The sequence below is a fragment of the Tenacibaculum dicentrarchi genome (genome assembly GCF_964036635.1).
GTDB classification, from domain to species: domain Bacteria; phylum Bacteroidota; class Bacteroidia; order Flavobacteriales; family Flavobacteriaceae; genus Polaribacter; species Polaribacter dicentrarchi.
On the sequence record NZ_OZ038524.1, the window covers coordinates 2,270,161 to 2,285,403 of the forward strand.

Below are 15,243 nucleotides of genomic sequence, written 5' to 3' on the forward strand. Positions count from 1 at the left end.
TTAAGCAACTTTTTTATCTCTTATAGAAATGGTAGAATTATCATCATGATAAATCATTTCAAAATCAGAAGTTAAAGCACTAAACATTTTATTAAAATTTTTATATCCATATGTTTTTGAATCAAAATTAGCATCTAATCGATTAATTGATTCTGCTAACTGACTTAGTAAAACCTCCTCATTTTCTTGCTTAACTGCCAATAAAGCACGTCTAAGAAAAGAAATATCAATTTTCAGTATGTTTTTTAATTTCTTCTTCTTTGACTTTTTTTTGTTCTTTTTTGATTTTGATTCTATTATTTTTTCTTCGGATGCTTTTACCTGTTTTTTTTCAGATACTTCTTCGGATACTTTTACTTTAAATTTTTCGGTAAACATAAAAATATCACAAGCGTTTACAAATGATTTTGGCGTTTGTTCTTTACCAATTCCCATTACACTTAAACCACTTTCTCGTATTCTATTAGCTATTCCTGTAAAATCACTATCGCTTGAAACAAGACAAAAAACATCTATTTTTTCTCGATATAAAATATCCATTGCATCAATAACAAGTGCAATATCAGTAGCATTTTTACCCGTTGTATATGCAAATTCTTGAATTGGTTTAATGGCGTAAGTACCCAATTGTTCTTTCCATTTTTTCATACGATTTCCCGACCAATCACCATAAATTCTTTTAATTGTTATTCTACCATATTTTGATACTTCTTCTAGTATATTTTGTAAATATTTAGCCTGTGCATTGTCACCATCTATTAATATGGCTATGTTCTTATTTTTCTTTTTCATAAACTTATTTCATCATATTTGTATTGATTTTTTTAAATTACAATACTTATTTAAAAATAAAAAAGAAATAATTAAAAAAGATCTTATTAGCACAAAAAAAGAGCGCATATAGCGCTCTTTTATCCTATTTATAAACCTTTAATTAAAAAGGTAAATCATCTGGCTCATTTGCCGATAAGTCTGGTGCTTGCTGAAAACTATCAACAGGTGGTACATTTTGAGGTGCCGCTTGTGCTAAGCTTTCAATTCTCCATCCTTGAATAGCATTGAAGTATTTTGCAACACCTTCTGGATTAATCCACTCTCGACCTCTTAAATTAATAGATACTTTTACCTCTTGTCCTACTGAATAATTGTTTAAAAGATCACATTTATCTTGTACAAATTCAATCAAAATCATTTGAGGATACTGCTCATCTGTAGTTACCACTAATTCACGTTTTCTAAATCCGCTAGCTCCAAATGTTTGCGCTTCGTTAATTAATTTAATCTTTCCAATAACTTCCATATTCTTATCTATTTAATTAAAAGTACTTTCCAAGCACTTTCTACATCATTATTCTTTAAATACTGCTGTGCAAATGTATGTTTTTTTTCAATTGTAAGCGAAAAATATTTGGGATGTTCTTGCGCAAAGTTATTAACAGCTTCCTGATTAGGCAATTGTACTACGTTGGCTAACATTCCTAAATTATTTCCTGTTAAAACAGTGCTATTTCTAATTTCTGTAGGTATTTTATCAACTCCAATTCCTACTTCCGAAATTGGCTTAGGTATTTCAAAAAAGCCATCTCTAGCACGGGTATAATAGCTTCCTCCTGCCCTAGCTACCACATCTATTTTATGCTGATCGATACTTCCATCATCGGCTAATACATTTTCATTAATATGTAATTTAACAACTTCACAAATAATTAAATTTCCTGCGCCACCTTGCGTTCCTGTTTCAATAATATCGGTTACTTTACACTCAAATTGCACGGGTGATTCGGCAACCCTAAAAGGTGCTATTTTATCCGAAGATAACATTGTAAAACCTGCTTTTTCAAACTCATTAACACCTTTAGGATACATGGCACTACTTAACGACATTTGTTGTACAATATCATAATTAACCACATTTATAACCACTTCTTTTGTTTGTTCGGCATTTTCTAAGGTATGTTTTTTCGTATTATCTCTTACACTTCTTGCTGGAGAAAAAATTAACATCGGCGGATTTGCTCCAAAAACATTAAAAAAACTAAAAGGCGATAAGTTAGGCTTTCCATCGGCATCTACAGTACTTGCAAAAGCAATTGGTCGGGGCGCTATGGCTCCTAATAAATAACTATGTAATTTTGCTACGGGCAATTCTTTAGGATCTAATGACAACATATTTGATTTATTTTTTACTGTAAATATACTACGCTTTCACAAATGAAGTTATTCTCTTATAATATTTTATGAATAGTTTATATTTTAACCATGATTTTTTTTAAAAACACCTATTGGGCAAAACGAATTAGCGTTTTTATATCTTTATTAATTGTCTCTTTTATCCTATGGAATACCTACATTTTTTTCCAAAAATTTAAAGAAGAAGAACGTGGTAAAATTGAAATATTTGCGGCTGCTTTTAAAGAACTAACAGCAAATCCTGATTTAAACGAAAACACCAATTTAATTAATAAAATATACCAAACTATTGATGATATTCCTACTATTTTGGTCAATAAAAATGGTGATATTGATTTGTATCGAAATTTAGATACACTAAAATCTAAAAAACCCGAATATCTAAAAGCTCAATTAGCAATTATGAAAGGACAAAACTCCCCTATTATGATTGAATATTTTGGAATTACACAATATCTTTATTATCGAAATTCAGATTTATTATACAAACTAAAATACTATCCTTTAGCCTTATTATTAATTTTAGGATTATTTTTAACCATTGTATTTATGGTTTATAAATCTAGTAAAGTTGCCGAACAAAATAAACTTTGGACAGGTATGGCAAAGGAAACTGCACATCAAATAGGTACGCCTTTATCTTCATTATTAGGTTGGATAGCTATTTTAAGGTCTGAAAATGTTAATGAAGAATATATTGTTGAAATTGAAAAAGATGTTGACCGATTAAATACGATTGCAAATCGTTTTTCTAAAATTGGTTCTTTACCTAAATTAAAAAAATACAATATTGTTTCAGAAACAGAAAAAGCCTTTAATTACTTAAAATCAAGAAGTTCTAAACAAATTAATTTTTCTTTTTCTTCGGATAAAAAAGAACTTTTCGCACAATTAAATATAGAATTATATGGTTGGGTTATAGAAAACTTAATTAAAAATGCTATTGATGCTATGCAAGGAAAAGGTAGTATATCTTTAAAAATTAAAGACACTCCTAAATATATAAAAATTACAGTTACAGATTCTGGTAAAGGAATTCAAAAATCAGAATTTAAACAAATATTCACCCCAGGTTTTACAACAAAAAAACGTGGTTGGGGCTTAGGTTTATCGCTCTCAAAACGTATTATTGAAGATTATCACAAAGGGAGAATAGCTGTTCAAAATTCAGAAATAAATAAAGGTACAACCTTTAAAATTTCATTAATTAAGGTTTAATAATCCTTTATTTTTTACTCAAAATTACTAGCGATACTTTCAGATAATGCTAAAAATTCTTGTTCAGATAATTTTACTTTTTCAATAAATTGAATATCTGACATAGCATTTAAAGGAATTAAATGTACATGAACATGTGGTACTTCTAAACCAATTACACTCATTCCTACACGTTTACAAGGAATCGATTTTTCAATCGCTTTTGCTACACGGTAAGAGAAATCCATTAAATTAGTATATTCTTCTTTCGATAAATCAAAAAGCTTGTTTTCTTCTTTTTTAGGTACAACTAAAGTGTGTCCTTTTGCATTCGGATTGATATCTAAAAAAGCAATAAAATTTTCATCCTCTGCAATTTTATATGAAGGAATTTCTCCTGAAATTATTTTGGTAAAAATACTTGCCATCTGTTATATTATTTTAATGTTTAGTGTTTTGTAAAAATAAAAAAAGCATTGCAGATGCAATACTTTTATTAAAAAATATTATGTATGTATTATTATCTAGAAATTTCCATAATCTCAAATTTCATAATACCACTAGGTACTTTAATTTCGGCAATATCGCCTAATTTTTTCCCTAACAATCCTTTTCCTATAGGTGAATTTACTGATAATTTACCTTTCTTAATATCAGTTTCAGAATCTGCAACTAAAGTGTATGTAAACTCCATACCGTTAGTTGTATTTTTTAATTTTACGATAGAATGAATCAATATTTTAGATAAATCTAACTGACTCTCATCAATAATACGAGCATTCGCAACTACATTTTTAAGCTTCGCAATTTTAGTTTCTAATAAAGACTGCTCTTCTTTTGCAGCATGATACTCTGCATTTTCACTTAAATCTCCTTTATCTATGGCATCACCAATTTCTTGAGAAACTCTTGGTCTTTCAACATGCTCTAGTTGTGATAACTCGTCTTTTAATTTTTTTAATCCTTCTGCACTATAATATGATACTTCACTCATAATTTTTAATTTAAAAATCTCATACCGATAGGAATGAGATTGCTTTACAAATATACAAAATATTTGTAAATTCGTAACTTTCCTTAATAAACTCAATTTTTAAATAATGAAAAAAATATTTTACCTTTTTATTTTAATAATTACCATCAGCTGTTCTGATAATGTACCTGTTAATAATTGTTTTACAAGTATAGAAATGAATACAATTATCGATTTAACATTACCAGAATTTCAAGGATTATTAGTTCCTAATGGTAGCTCTCAAAATAAAATTCAAGGTCGTAATATTTTTATTTTTAGAACAGGAACTAACGGTTATAAAGCTTTTGACCAACAATGTCCTGAAAATAATTGTGCTGATTTAATGTCTTTTGATGGAGTTCATATTAAATGTCCTTGTGATAATAAAAAATACAATTATTTAACTAACGGAGCACCTATTGATAACCAAGGATGTAGTGCTTTAATGTATTTTGTAACACCTATTAATAGCTCACAATTAAGATTATCTCGTTAATTTTATTTATACTAGACTTAAGATTCTTATTTTTGCGGTAACAACAACATATTAAAATATTTATCCTTGAAAAATTATTTTTCTTCAGACTTTAAACTGGGTGTTCTCGGTGGCGGTCAATTAGGTAGAATGCTACTTACCGAAACACAAAAATTTGATATTTACACCGTTATTTTAGGTGATAACAACGAAGCGCCTTGTGCACAAATTTGTAATGAATTTCATCAAGGTGACTTATTTGATTTTGATACCGTTTACAATTTCGGTAAAAAAGTAGATGTATTAACTATTGAAATAGAAAATGTTAATATTGATGCACTTGATAAGTTAGAAGCTGAAGGTTTAACTATTTTTCCAAAACCTGCTAACTTAAGAATTATTCAAAATAAAGCACGTCAGAAAACTTTTTATAAAGAAAACCAAATTCCTACGGCTGATTTTTCTCGTTTTGCTTTTGTTGATGAATTAAAAAAAGCATACGAAAACAAACTTATTGAATTTCCTTTTGTTTGGAAAGCAGCACAATTTGGTTATGATGGTACAGGTGTAAAAGTTGTTCGTAATTCTGATGATTTACAATCTTTACCTGAAGGTGAATGTATTGCTGAAAAATTAGTCCCTTTTAAAAACGAATTAGCTGTTATAGTTGCTAGAAATTCTGATGGCGATATCAAAACATATCCTGTCGTTGAAATGGAATTTCATCCAGAAGCAAATCAGGTTGAATATGTTATTTGTCCTGCTAGAATAGATGAATCAGTAGCTAAAAAAGCACAAGAAGTTGCTTTAAAAGTTGCTAAAACTTTAGACTTCGTCGGATTATTAGCTGTTGAAATGTTTCAAACTTCAACTGATGAAATTTTAGTAAATGAAGTAGCTCCACGTACTCATAATTCTGGACATTATTCAATTGAAGCAAGTTATACCAATCAATTTGAACAACATTTACGTAGTATTTTAAACCTTCCTTTAGGAAATACCGATAGTAAAGTTGCCGGAATTATGGTAAATTTAGTTGGTGAAGAAGGATATACAGGTGATGTTGTGTATGAAAACATGAGTACAATTTTAAAAATTGATGGTGTTACTCCACATATTTACGGAAAAAAGACTACAAAACCTTTCCGAAAAATGGGACACGTAACAATTGTTAATGAAGATATTGATATCGCAAGACAAGTTGCACAACAAGTAAAAGAAACAATTAGAGTTATTAGTAAATAATATTTTTATTCAACTCCAAAAATGAAGATTTCAAAATTAAAAATAGCACAGTATAAACACCTAGAAAATCTAGATTTTGATTTTACCTATCAAAGTGGAGAACGAAAAGGTGAGCCTTTAGATAAAATTTGTTTTATTGGGCAAAGTGCTACTGGAAAAACTAATTTACTGGAGTTGTTATTTTCGAAAATAGAACAAGCTTTAAATCAAGAGGTAATTGATGAAACTCTTTATTCTATAAATAATTTTACAAAACAATTAAAAGGTGAATTGATTATAAATTTCAAAAATGATATTTATAAAATTAAAAATGAAGTAACTACTTATAAAGAGCTTGAATATAAACAGATGATGGGAAATGGAGGTGGAATGGTAGGTCATTTAATTCCTTATAGCCATAAATCAAATCTCTTATTTTTCAAAGCAAATATTATTTCAGATGAAAATATTGAAGTATTTACAGAAAACCCTATAAATTTAATTGAAAAATATCCTAGTATAACCAATGATGATGCCGATAAATTAATTCACATTTTTGATAATAAGGTTTCAAAAGAAATATTGTTATCACTTATAAAAGACATTCTTGAGTACAGGAAAAAGTTTACTCAAAAAATGTCGGAACTGATTCATAAAGGTTTATTAAATGACCAAAAAAAATTAAGTATTGAGTTTTCAAAATGGCAAAAAGAAAACCCTAATAAATTAATGGAATTTGCTGATAAATTTAATCCGTTATTAGAAAAATTAAATTTAGAAGTTGACTTAGTTAATACCGAATATTCCATTCCTATCATCAATAAAAGAAATGAAGAAATAATTCCGATACAACACACAAGTACTGGAACTAAAGGATTATTACTTTCTTTTTTGCCGTTATTCAAATTAAATACCAAAGATGCAATTATATTAATGGATGAACCTGAGCGTTCTTTATATCCTGATATGCAAATGTCTTTGATGGAAAATTATCAAAACCTTGCTCCAGATGCGCAGTTTATTGTAGCCACACATTCTCCTTTTATTGCTGCTTCTTTTGAACCTGAAGAACGCTTTATTTTATATTTTGATACCGATGGAAAAGTTGCTGTTAAAAGAGGAAGTTCTCCTATTGGCGATGACCCAAACGATATGTTAAAAAATGATTTTGGAATTAATTATTACAATAAACACGGGCAAAATGCTTACAAAAAATACCTGAATTTAAAACAGGCTATTCCAAAGGAAAAAGATACTGAAAAGAAGAAAAAGATGCTTTTTGAATTTATGAAACTAGGAGATACTTATAATTTTTAGGTATGAAAAGAAGCATAAAAAAAGAGGATTCTAAAATTCTAAAAGAAAACTTAAATTATATTGTTGGAAATTCTGCAAATAATAAAAAAATTTCTAATATTTTATACAAAGAGCAAAAAGGATTTTGTGCTTATACAGAAAAATATATTGGCAGAACAGATGCGAAAGATATCGAGCATTTTAACCCAACATTAAAAGGAAAAGAAGCTGATTCTTATCAAAATTGGTTTTTAGTAAAACATCAATGGAATAAAGAAAAATCTTCTAAATGGGAGAAATTTCAACCTATTTTACATCCAACAGATGCCACTTTTGAAGATAGAATTTTATACCAAGATGGTCATTATTTTTTAGCAGATGCAAACGATATTGAAGCTAAAAATCTTATTGATTTACTTCAATTAGATGACCTTCTTTTAGCAGAGGAAAGAAAAAAATATATAAAGAGAAAAGAAGTATATATTAAACTTTCTGGTAAATCTGCAACTATTTTCTTTGAAACATTAATTAATGACGATATTAATGCTGTTAATTATTTAAGAGCTATCAACGAAGAATTTAATATCAATATTTGGGAATTACTTCCTGAAATTCAATAAAAAAACAACACAAAAACATAAAATTATGGTAGGTATTATAATGGGAAGCGATTCAGATCTTCCAATCATGCAAGAAGCAATCGATATTTTAGAAAGCTTTGATATCAAAATAGAAGTAGATATTGTTTCTGCTCACAGAACTCCTGAAAAATTAGTTGATTATTCTAAAAATGCCCACAAACGTGGAATTCAAGTAATTATTGCAGGTGCAGGTGGAGCGGCTCATTTACCAGGAATGGTAGCATCTATGAGTCCGTTACCAATTATTGGAGTTCCTGTAAAAAGCAGAAATTCTATTGATGGATGGGATTCTGTTTTATCAATATTACAAATGCCAGGAGGCGTACCAGTTGCAACTGTTGCTTTAGATGGTGCTAAAAATGCAGGTATTTTAGCAGCTCAAATTATTGGTGCTTCGGATGCTACAATTTTAGATAAAATTATCGCTTATAAAGAAGAATTAAAACTAAAGGTTGAAAAAGCGTCTGAAAGAGTACGTAAATAAAAAGTAAATCTTTATAAATATCAAACCTCATCAATTTTAAAAATTGGTGAGGTTTTTTACTTAGCGGTAATGATAACGACAAGCTGCTATTAATAGTTGTTCATTTTCGTATTTATAAACCAATCGATGTTCTGATGTTATACGCCTTGACCAGTAACCTTGTAAATCACCTTTTAAAGCTTCAGGTTTTCCGATACCTTCAAAAGGTGTTCGCATACAGTTTTTAATAAGTTCATTAATTCGCTTTACTATTTTCTTATCGACTTTCTGCCAAAATAAATAATCTTCCCAAGAAGAAGTAGACCACGTTAATTTCATCTACTCGATTAAGTTTTTTTGAACACCTTTGTATTGCTCAAGTTCTTTGATAGAATTTAACAAAATATCTCTGTTTTTTCCTGTTAACAAATAGGTCGTTTCCTTTAATGAGTTATATTCATCCAATGATATTAAAACTAAATCTTTACCGTTTTTACGCTTGATAATGATATCACTTACATCATTGACTACTTTATCAAACCAAAATTTTAAATTTGAACGAAAGTCTGTATAATTTACTATTTCCATAGTACAAATATACAAAAAAGTACTTAAAAAGGTACTTTTTTAAAAAACTTACGCAACAATACATTATTTACTACAAGTAAATTTCATTATTTTTACTTTTTTATTCATTTTAAAACGCACTTATTTAATGAATCCTTTATTACAAGATTTTAAAACACCTCCTTTTTCTCAAATAGAAGAAAAACACTATAAACCAGCTATTGAAAAAGCAATCGAATTAGCAAAAGAAGAAATTAACACAATTGTTAAAAATTCTGATGTTCCATCATTTGAAAATACAACTGTTGCTTTAGATTTTACAGGGGAAAAATTAAATAAAATTACATCAATTTTTTTCAATTTAAATTCTGCTGAAACTAATGATGAAATTCAAAAAATAGCAAAAGATATTTCACCTTTATTAAGTGAGTTTAGAAATGACATTACTTTAAATCAAGCTCTTTTTAATAGAGTTAAAAGTGTTTATCAAACTAAAGATTCTTTAAATTTAACACCAGAGCAACAAACGTTATTAGACAAGCAATACAAGAGTTTTGCTAGAAATGGTGCTAATTTAAACGATGCTGATAAAACAGAATTACGTAAAATTGATGCAGAATTATCTAAATTATCATTACAATTTGGTGAAAATGTTTTAGCAGAAACCAATGCTTTTCAAATGCATTTAACTGATGAAAATGATTTATCAGGATTACCAGAAAGTGTAAAAGAAGCAGCTGCAGAAATTGCAAAATCAAAAGAAAAAGAAGGTTGGATTTTTACCTTAGATTATCCAAGTTATATTCCTTTTATGACTTATGCTGATAACCGAGAATTACGTAAAAAATTCGCTATTTCAGCTGGTAAAAAAGCTTTTCAAGATAATAAATACAATAATGAACAAGTCGTTTTAGATATTGTAAATCTTCGTTATAAAAGAGCTAATTTATTAGGTTATAAAACCCATGCTCATTTTGTTTTAGAAGAAAGAATGGCGGAAAATCCTGAAAAAGTTTTATCATTTTCTAATGACTTATTGAAAAAAGCAAAACCTGCTGCAAAACGTGAATTTGATAATTTAGAAGCCTACGCTAAAAAATTAGACGGTATCGATGAGCTTCAAAAATGGGATGGCGCTTATTATTCTGAAAAATTAAAGAAAGAACTTTTTTCTTTAGATCAAGAATTATTGAAGCCTTATTTCAAATTAGAAAATGTAATTGATGGTGCTTTTGAAATAGCAAATAGATTATTCGATTTAAAATTTGAAGAAATTACATCAATAGATAAATATCACGAAGACGTAAAAACATACAATGTTACCGATACTAACGGAAATTTTGTATCACATTTTTATGCTGATTTTCACCCAAGAAAAGGAAAAAGAAACGGTGCTTGGATGACTTCTTATAAATCGCAACAAATTAAAAATGATATTAACGAGCGTCCGCAAGTTTCTATTGTTTGTAATTTTACCAAACCAACCGAAACAAAACCTTCTTTATTAACTTTTAACGAAGTCACTACCCTATTCCATGAATTTGGACACGCACTTCATGGAATGCTTGCTAATACAACGTACACAAGTTTATCAGGAACTTCGGTTTCTTGGGATTTTGTAGAATTGCCAAGTCAGGTTTTAGAAAATTGGTGTTACGAAAAAGATGCTTTAGAATTATTTGCAAAGCATTATGAAACTGGAGAAACAATTCCGATGGAATATGTTGATAAAATTAAAGAATCGGCTAGTTTTCATGAAGGAATGCAAACTTTACGTCAATTAAGTTTCGGATTATTAGATATGCAATGGCACGGTAACGAATCACCAGAAACAATTAAATCAGTTAAAGAATTTGAAAATAATGCTTTTGCTGATACTAAATTATATCCTGAAGTTGCCGAAAATTGTATGAGTACCGCTTTTTCTCATATTTTTCAAGGAGGATATTCTGCTGGATATTACTCGTATAAATGGGCGGAAGTTTTAGATGCTGATGCTTTTGAGTATTTCCTAGAAAAAGGAATTTTCAACAAAGAAGTTGCTACTAAATTTAAAGAAAATGTACTTTCAAAAGGTGGAACTGAAAAACCAATGGAATTATACAAACGCTTTAGAGGAAAAGAACCAAAACCAGATGCACTTTTAAAACGTGCTGGATTAATTTCATAAAAAATAAACAATCAATAATTACGGATTATAAAATTATAATCCGTAATTATTGATTTTACATATCTCGTAAAAAAACACAAATTTTAACAGAACTATTTACTCCTTATTTAATTTATAACTTACCTTTGCTTTTTTTAATAAATAAATGGTCGTAAAACAAAATAGTTTCTTAAGTAAAATCACCGCTATATTTTTGGTGTTTCTTCTTATGCTTCCTAGTATTGTTAAAGCAAGCCATCATCATGAAAATGATGAGCACCATAATTGTAAAGAAAAATTAACACACTTACACGAGTCTGTAAACGATCATTGTGATGTATGTTACTTTGCGTTTTCTTCGTTTAATTTTTCATCGAATATTTTTACCGAAGCAGTAACTTTTACTGCTAATAAAATTGTTATTGAAAATTATAAATCAATAACCTTATCTTTTTGTTATTCTTCCATTAAAAGATTAAGAGCACCGCCTACTATTGCTTAAATATTTATGCTTTTTATTTAGCTATTATACAATAATCAACCTAAATTAGTTGATGATGTTTTTGTGTGATTTATTTATCGGTATAAATATCTATTCTTCAATCTGTTTCAGCATTAAATACCCGTTTAAAAAACCTCTATTCAACTGTAAAACAACCACTTACTTTTTATTATTTTTTAGATCATTATGACAAAACAAAGCTTCAGCGCTTTATTTTGTGTATTGTTTCATCTTTTATTTTTTAGTCAAAAAATGCTTTCTCAAAAAAAGCAGGATCTTACTATAACTATAATTGATAAAACAACACATAAAGTGCTACCTAATGCTCATGTGAGCATCGGGAGGAAACACACCTATACAAACCTTAACGGAAATGCTATATTTCATCAAATATCTGATGAAATATCCGAAGAAAAAAGCCCTAAAAAACTGCTAAGAATTACGCACGTAGGCTATGTTAATTATCAAAAAACAGTTGGTTTTTCTAAAAAAAATGCCCTACTAATCATTCCGCTTACACCAGATAACGCCATATTAAACGAGGTTACTATTACACAAAAACCTGTGAAAAGTTTTATTAAATACAGTGGCAATAAGCAAAAAATTAACACGGAATTTTTAGCTCAAAATAGGGATAATAGCCTAATGCAAACACTTCAAAATATACCAGGAGTTAGTGCGATAACTATTGGTTCGGGGCAGTCAAAACCTACTATAAGAGGGCTTGGTTTTAACAGGGTTGTGGTGGTTGAAAATGGTATAAAACATGAAGCGCAACAATGGGGTGCCGATCATGGTTTAGAAATTGATCAATACAATGTTGAAAGTATTGAAATTACCAAAGGAGCAGCTTCGTTAACGTACGGTTCTGATGCTATTGCGGGGGTCATTAATATCAAAAATAATACCCTACCCGATGTAAATTCTTTAGCAGGAGAAGTGAATATCACTCATAAAAATAACAATAATTTATACGGAATTTCATTCGGTGTAAAGCAACGCTACAAACATTGGTATTATAAAACTCGAATTACGCATCAGCAATATGGCGATTACAAAGTGCCTGTTGATAAAATAACGTATGACAATTATATTTTTGATTTACATCAAAATTATTTGCGAAATACCGCAGGGAAAAATCATAATATCGGTTTTAGTTTAGGATATACCGATGATGCCCTGAACTCCACCACTTACATTAGCAATGTTGATGCTAAAAACGGTTTTTTTGCCAATGCTCACGGGCTAGAAGTGCGAACTTCTAAAATTGATTACGATAAAAGTAGCAACGATATTGATTTACCACTTCATAAAGTAAATCATTTTAAAATAAATAACAATACCCATTTTACGTTTAAAAACAACATGCTAGATATCGAAATTGGTTTTCAAAAAAATGATAGAGAAGAACATTCTGAGCCTATTGCACACGGATATATGTCAAAACCGACAAGCACTATGGAACGCCGTTTTAATAAAAATACCTATAATTTTAATATCAAAAATGAGAATTATTATTTTGATAATTATAAAATAGCAATAGGAATTAATGTAGAATATCAGCATAATAAAATTGCTGGTTGGGGCTTTCTTATTCCTGAATATACCCGTTTTACTATGGGAGCTTTTGTATATAATCAACTAAAAATTAATACCAATTTACATATTGATGCTGGTATTCGTTACGATTACGGAAACCTAAAAACACAACCCTATTACGAATCATTTGTATCTCCTGTTAATAAAAATGGTGTTATTTCGATGCAAAAACTACAGCGTTCCACAAAAAACAACTTGCATTTTGATAATTTTAGTGCATCCGCAGGAATTAGTTATTTGTTAAAAAATACGCTTTATAAAATAAATATTGGTAAAAGTTTTCGAATTCCGCTAGCCAATGAGCTTGCTTCTAATGGCGTAAATTATCATATGTATCGATATGAGCAAGGAAAAATTGATTTAAAACCCGAAAGCTCGTATCAAATAGATACAGAATTTAAAGCTGATTTTTCTAAATTTAATAATTTTAAAAAAGCAAGTATTCAACTAACGCCTTTTGCTAATTATTTTGATAATTATATTTATTTAACCCCAACTTCTGGCTATTATGAAACGCTTCAGAAATATAAATATACTCAAAATAAGGTTTTTAGATATGGTGGCGAAATTACCTTAGAATATACTCCTATTAAAAAAATAGCCTTTACTGCTTCTTTAGAATACGTAAAATCGAGACAATTAAACGGTGAAAAGAAGAATTTTGCACTGCCGTTTTCGCCGCCATTAACAGGTGTTTTTTCTTTTGAATACACCTTTAAGGATTGGGCATTTTTTGAAAAAACTAAATTTTTCTCGAATCTAAGAAGCACAGTAAATCAACATGATATTGTTCCTCCTGAAAAACCAACCAATGGAGCTACCGTAATTAATGCAGGATTACACTCTAATATTTCAGTTTTTTCGAAAAAAAATCCGCTAAAAATTCAAGGGAAATTAAATAATATTTTCAATAAAACAGTTTTTAACCACACCAGTTTTTATCGATTAATTGAAGTTCCTGAACCTAATAGAAATTTTTCAATAAGTATTATACAAACATTTTAAACAACTTAATTATAATCACTTTTTTATTCAAACATTTTAATTTTTACACCATGAAAAACACATTTAAAACATTGTTTTTACTAGTAACTTCTTTTTTTATTATATCGTGTAATAACGAAGATCCAACGCCTGATAGTTTTGAAGAAAATATCAATCAAGAGAGATTTAAAGGCTTAGAAATTGGTAATTCTGATTTTATTTTGCCACAATCAAACGTAGATATTCATATTGAATTTGACTATTTAGGAACAAGTAAAGTAACTAAAATTTATTTCGATGTTGAAGATTATAACACATCCAAAGCCAATAAAGGCGAAGTAATTTGGGGCTTGAAAAATCATGTAGTTCCTGTTAAAAATTATGAAAATCAATTAAATCCACACATTCATTATCATTTATATTTTGATGAAGAAAACAAGCAAAACCCTTCATTTAAAGCTGCTACAGGCATTTATAACTTTAAAATTACCGTTGAACATGAAGACGGAACAAAAAGTGTTATCACTAAAAAATTAAGTATTCTTCAAAAATTTAAACACTTAGAAATTGGCGAAAATAATACTGTAAATTTTGGTGAAGATGAACTACATACTGAATTTGAATATATTTCTGAACCAAATACGGTAACACAAATTAAGTATGAATTATGGTTTAAAGAATGGAGAGCTAACCAAAAAGTAGCCATCGGAAAATGGAATAGCGTAGTAACCATACTTCCTAAAAATTTATATGAAGGAATTAAAAATCCGCACATACATTATCATTATGATTTATTAGCAGAATCACCAAAACAAGAATATTGGCTAAACATTTATGTACAAGAAAAAGGTGAAAAAGAAATGGTAAAACTATCTGTTCTTTTTAACATAAAATAATCGCAATAATCAAAATTAATAATAACCAAAATCAATAATAAAACC

At 28.8% G+C, this 15,243-nt stretch carries 17 protein-coding genes; 10 read left to right on the forward strand and 7 right to left on the reverse strand.

From position 1 onward, the window contains the following. The 3 genes from ABNT14_RS09830 to ABNT14_RS09840 all read right to left on the reverse strand — a co-directional run bounded on the left by ABNT14_RS09830 (window position 1) and on the right by ABNT14_RS09840 (window position 2,169). On the reverse strand, window positions 1–792 hold the full coding sequence (locus ABNT14_RS09830; RefSeq protein ID WP_101903045.1) for an NYN domain-containing protein: 792 nt from the start codon (window positions 790–792) through the stop codon (window positions 1–3). 142 nt (window positions 793–934) lie between these two features. Then, window positions 935–1,300, reverse strand: a complete 366-nt coding sequence (locus ABNT14_RS09835; RefSeq protein ID WP_101903046.1) for a DUF3127 domain-containing protein — start codon at window positions 1,298–1,300, stop codon at window positions 935–937. An 8-nt stretch (window positions 1,301–1,308) separates the two neighbouring features. Next, window positions 1,309–2,169, reverse strand: coding sequence for a flavin reductase family protein (locus tag ABNT14_RS09840; protein WP_101903047.1), 861 nt, complete (start codon window positions 2,167–2,169; stop codon window positions 1,309–1,311). Between the two features lie 90 nt (window positions 2,170–2,259). On the opposite strand from ABNT14_RS09840, the gene ABNT14_RS09845 reads away from it, so the two are divergent. Continuing rightward, complete coding sequence (locus ABNT14_RS09845; RefSeq protein ID WP_101903048.1) at window positions 2,260–3,408, forward strand: sensor histidine kinase; 1,149 nt, start codon at window positions 2,260–2,262, stop codon at window positions 3,406–3,408. Window positions 3,409–3,422: 14 nt separating this feature from the next. Here ABNT14_RS09845 and ABNT14_RS09850 read toward each other — a convergent pair whose 3' ends face one another. Together ABNT14_RS09850 and greA are read right to left on the reverse strand one after the other, a co-directional pair. Continuing rightward, the gene (locus ABNT14_RS09850) at window positions 3,423–3,815 is read right to left on the reverse strand and encodes an HIT family protein (RefSeq protein WP_101903049.1); all 393 of its coding nucleotides are present in this window, start codon (window positions 3,813–3,815) and stop codon (window positions 3,423–3,425) included. A gap of 92 nt (window positions 3,816–3,907) precedes the next feature. Continuing rightward, window positions 3,908–4,381 carry a transcription elongation factor GreA gene (gene greA, locus ABNT14_RS09855; RefSeq protein ID WP_101903050.1) on the reverse strand — a complete coding sequence of 158 codons (474 nt, stop codon included), beginning with the start codon at window positions 4,379–4,381 and terminating at the stop codon, window positions 3,908–3,910. Between the two features lie 106 nt (window positions 4,382–4,487). On the opposite strand from greA, the gene ABNT14_RS09860 reads away from it, so the two are divergent. The 5 genes from ABNT14_RS09860 to purE all read left to right on the forward strand — a co-directional run bounded on the left by ABNT14_RS09860 (window position 4,488) and on the right by purE (window position 8,522). Then, window positions 4,488–4,898 (forward strand): Rieske 2Fe-2S domain-containing protein, encoded by a 411-nt coding sequence (locus tag ABNT14_RS09860; protein ID WP_101903051.1) that lies wholly within the window; start codon window positions 4,488–4,490, stop codon window positions 4,896–4,898. Window positions 4,899–4,964: 66 nt separating this feature from the next. Continuing rightward, window positions 4,965–6,122, forward strand: a complete 1,158-nt coding sequence (locus ABNT14_RS09865) for a 5-(carboxyamino)imidazole ribonucleotide synthase (protein ID WP_101903052.1) — start codon at window positions 4,965–4,967, stop codon at window positions 6,120–6,122. 21 nt (window positions 6,123–6,143) lie between these two features. Continuing rightward, complete coding sequence (locus ABNT14_RS09870) at window positions 6,144–7,418, forward strand: AAA family ATPase (RefSeq protein ID WP_101903053.1); 1,275 nt, start codon at window positions 6,144–6,146, stop codon at window positions 7,416–7,418. A 2-nt stretch (window positions 7,419–7,420) separates the two neighbouring features. Beyond that, window positions 7,421–8,017, forward strand: a complete 597-nt coding sequence (locus ABNT14_RS09875) for an HNH endonuclease domain-containing protein (protein ID WP_101903054.1) — start codon at window positions 7,421–7,423, stop codon at window positions 8,015–8,017. Window positions 8,018–8,042: 25 nt separating this feature from the next. Beyond that, window positions 8,043–8,522 (forward strand): 5-(carboxyamino)imidazole ribonucleotide mutase, encoded by a 480-nt coding sequence (gene purE / locus ABNT14_RS09880; RefSeq protein ID WP_101903055.1) that lies wholly within the window; start codon window positions 8,043–8,045, stop codon window positions 8,520–8,522. A 60-nt stretch (window positions 8,523–8,582) separates the two neighbouring features. Here purE and ABNT14_RS09885 read toward each other — a convergent pair whose 3' ends face one another. Next, entirely contained in the window at window positions 8,583–8,840 is a 258-nt protein-coding gene (locus ABNT14_RS09885) for a Txe/YoeB family addiction module toxin (RefSeq protein WP_101903056.1), read from the reverse strand. Beyond that, a complete protein-coding gene (locus ABNT14_RS09890; protein WP_101903057.1) occupies window positions 8,841–9,089 on the reverse strand; it encodes a type II toxin-antitoxin system Phd/YefM family antitoxin in 249 nt (82 codons plus the stop codon). A gap of 127 nt (window positions 9,090–9,216) precedes the next feature. Between ABNT14_RS09890 and ABNT14_RS09895 the strand changes: the two genes are divergently transcribed. The 4 genes from ABNT14_RS09895 (at window position 9,217) to ABNT14_RS09910 (ending at window position 15,198) form a co-directional block, all read left to right on the forward strand. After that, window positions 9,217–11,238 (forward strand): M3 family metallopeptidase, encoded by a 2,022-nt coding sequence (locus ABNT14_RS09895; RefSeq protein WP_101903058.1) that lies wholly within the window; start codon window positions 9,217–9,219, stop codon window positions 11,236–11,238. Window positions 11,239–11,431: 193 nt separating this feature from the next. Beyond that, window positions 11,432–11,719, forward strand: coding sequence for a hypothetical protein (locus ABNT14_RS09900; protein WP_348719384.1), 288 nt, complete (start codon window positions 11,432–11,434; stop codon window positions 11,717–11,719). 252 nt (window positions 11,720–11,971) lie between these two features. Then, a complete protein-coding gene (locus tag ABNT14_RS09905) occupies window positions 11,972–14,323 on the forward strand; it encodes a TonB-dependent receptor (RefSeq protein WP_159459549.1) in 2,352 nt (783 codons plus the stop codon). Window positions 14,324–14,373: 50 nt separating this feature from the next. Then, window positions 14,374–15,198, forward strand: coding sequence for a hypothetical protein (locus tag ABNT14_RS09910; RefSeq protein ID WP_101903061.1), 825 nt, complete (start codon window positions 14,374–14,376; stop codon window positions 15,196–15,198). The last annotated feature ends 45 nt before the right edge of the window (window positions 15,199–15,243 follow it).

Bases quoted from the DNA above. Each gene is read 5' to 3' on its own strand.
- ABNT14_RS09830 (WP_101903045.1), bottom strand. From the start codon at position 792: ATGAAAAAGAAAAATAAGAACATAGCCATATTAATAGATGGTGACAAT.
- ABNT14_RS09835 (WP_101903046.1), bottom strand. From the start codon at position 1,300: ATGGAAGTTATTGGAAAGATTAAATTAATTAACGAAGCGCAAACATTT.
- ABNT14_RS09840 (WP_101903047.1), bottom strand. From the start codon at position 2,169: ATGTTGTCATTAGATCCTAAAGAATTGCCCGTAGCAAAATTACATAGT.
- ABNT14_RS09845 (WP_101903048.1), top strand. From the start codon at position 2,260: ATGATTTTTTTTAAAAACACCTATTGGGCAAAACGAATTAGCGTTTTT.
- ABNT14_RS09850 (WP_101903049.1), bottom strand. From the start codon at position 3,815: ATGGCAAGTATTTTTACCAAAATAATTTCAGGAGAAATTCCTTCATAT.
- greA (WP_101903050.1), bottom strand. From the start codon at position 4,381: ATGAGTGAAGTATCATATTATAGTGCAGAAGGATTAAAAAAATTAAAA.
- ABNT14_RS09860 (WP_101903051.1), top strand. From the start codon at position 4,488: ATGAAAAAAATATTTTACCTTTTTATTTTAATAATTACCATCAGCTGT.
- ABNT14_RS09870 (WP_101903053.1), top strand. From the start codon at position 6,144: ATGAAGATTTCAAAATTAAAAATAGCACAGTATAAACACCTAGAAAAT.
- ABNT14_RS09875 (WP_101903054.1), top strand. From the start codon at position 7,421: ATGAAAAGAAGCATAAAAAAAGAGGATTCTAAAATTCTAAAAGAAAAC.
- purE (WP_101903055.1), top strand. From the start codon at position 8,043: ATGGTAGGTATTATAATGGGAAGCGATTCAGATCTTCCAATCATGCAA.
- ABNT14_RS09885 (WP_101903056.1), bottom strand. From the start codon at position 8,840: ATGAAATTAACGTGGTCTACTTCTTCTTGGGAAGATTATTTATTTTGG.
- ABNT14_RS09890 (WP_101903057.1), bottom strand. From the start codon at position 9,089: ATGGAAATAGTAAATTATACAGACTTTCGTTCAAATTTAAAATTTTGG.
- ABNT14_RS09895 (WP_101903058.1), top strand. From the start codon at position 9,217: ATGAATCCTTTATTACAAGATTTTAAAACACCTCCTTTTTCTCAAATA.
- ABNT14_RS09905 (WP_159459549.1), top strand. From the start codon at position 11,972: ATGCTTTCTCAAAAAAAGCAGGATCTTACTATAACTATAATTGATAAA.
- ABNT14_RS09910 (WP_101903061.1), top strand. From the start codon at position 14,374: ATGAAAAACACATTTAAAACATTGTTTTTACTAGTAACTTCTTTTTTT.